This window comes from Pseudomonas sp. K5002 (assembly GCF_013386655.1).
Classification (GTDB): domain Bacteria; phylum Pseudomonadota; class Gammaproteobacteria; order Pseudomonadales; family Pseudomonadaceae; genus Aquipseudomonas.
Window position 1 is genome coordinate 1 of sequence record NZ_JACARK010001108.1, and the last position, 1,691, is coordinate 1,691.

The 1,691-nt window shown below is 61.4% G+C and carries 2 protein-coding genes; both read left to right on the top strand.

Annotated elements, in window-relative coordinates:
- Positions 1 to 85: 85 nt before the first annotated feature.
- The gene (gene macA, locus HX846_RS33745) at positions 86 to 1,237 is read left to right on the top strand and encodes a macrolide transporter subunit MacA (protein ID WP_177020133.1); all 1,152 of its coding nucleotides are present in this window, start codon (positions 86 to 88) and stop codon (positions 1,235 to 1,237) included.
- 3 nt (positions 1,238 to 1,240) lie between these two features.
- A partial coding sequence (locus HX846_RS33750) for an ABC transporter ATP-binding protein (protein ID WP_178967101.1) occupies positions 1,241 to 1,691 on the top strand: 451 nt, incomplete at its 3' end.

Below are 1,691 nucleotides of genomic sequence, written 5' to 3' on the forward strand. Positions count from 1 at the left end.
AACCAATATCAGCCGTTACCAAAAAAACGGATATGTACTCCGAGCCAAAAGCCGGAACCCATTTCAACACCTCTTATGGTCATTTATGGAAAAGTCAAAGTATCGAAAAGCAGGATTGGCCCTGGTGTTGACCGTCGCAGCGGGCCTGATTATCTACACCGTGCAGGCCCCCGCAGACGCGCCGCAATACCTGACCGCCACCGCCGAACGCAGTGACATCGAAAACGCCGTCCTGGCCACCGGCCTGCTCGAAGGCGTCAAGCAGGTCGATGTCGGCGCCCAGGTTTCCGGCCAACTCAAATCCCTGAAGGTCAAGGTCGGCGACAAGGTCAAGAAGGGCCAATGGCTGGCCGAAATCGACCCGTTGATCCTGCAGAACACCCTGCGCAAAGCCCAGGTCGACGAAGAAAACCTCCAGGCCCAACGCCGCGCTACTGCGGCGCAACTCAAGGAAACCAAATCCGTCTACGAACGCTATCAGGGCCTGCAGGAGGACGAATCCGTGTCCCGCCAGGACTTCGAAACCGCCGAGTCCAATTACGAGGTACAGCGCGCCAACCTGATGTCCCTCGACGCCCAGATCAAAAGCGCCCACATCCAGATCGACACCGCCAAGATCAACCTGGCCTACACCCGCATCGTCGCGCCAATCGACGGCGATGTAGTGGGCATCGTCACCCAGGAAGGCCAGACCGTGATCGCCAGCCAACTGGCACCGGTGCTGCTCAAGCTCGCCGACCTGGACACCATGACCGTCAAGGCCCAAGTCTCCGAAGCGGACGTGATCCACATCAGTCCGGGCCAGCAGGTGTATTTCACCATCCTCGGCGAGGCCGACAAACGCTACTACGCCAAATTGCGCGGTACCGAACCTGCCCCGCAGAATTTCCTCGAAACCCAGACCGCCGGCACCCCCAAGCAAAACACCGCGGTGTTCTACAATGCGCTGTTCGACGTACCCAACCCCGACCACCGCCTGCGCATCGCCATGACCGCCCAGGTGCGCATCGTGCTCGACACCGCCAAGGCCGCACTGACCGTGCCGGTGGCCGCACTCGGCCCGCGCAATGCCGATGGCAGCTTCCCGGTGCGGGTGCTGGACGCCAAGGGCAAGGCCAACACGCGGCAGGTGCAGACGGGCATCAACAACAACGTCAAGGTGCAGATCCTCGATGGCCTGGCCGAAGGCGACAAGGTGGTGATCGGCGATCCATCGCCTGCCGTGGCGGGGGGCTGATTGATGACTCAGCCACTGCTGGAGCTTAAAGGCATCGTGCGCAGTTTCATGGCCGGTGACCGCGAATTCATTGCGCTCAAGGGCATCGACCTGACCATCCACGCCGGGGAAATGGTCGCGATCACCGGGGCCTCGGGTTCGGGTAAATCGACCCTGATGAACATCCTCGGTGGCCTCGACTACGCCACCGCCGGCAGCTACAAGATCAATGGCATCGAAACCCGCACCCTGGGGGATGAGCAACTGGCCGAGCTGCGCCGCGACTACTTCGGTTTTATCTTTCAGCGTTACCACTTGCTGGCGCACCTGAGCGCGTTGCACAACGTGGAAATGCCGGCGATTTATGCCGGTACGCCGGAAACCGCCAGGCATAGCCGCGCCGGTGAATTGCTGGCACGCCTGGGGTTGTCGGGGCATTTGACCCATCGCCCGAGCCAGCTGTCCGGCGGCCAGC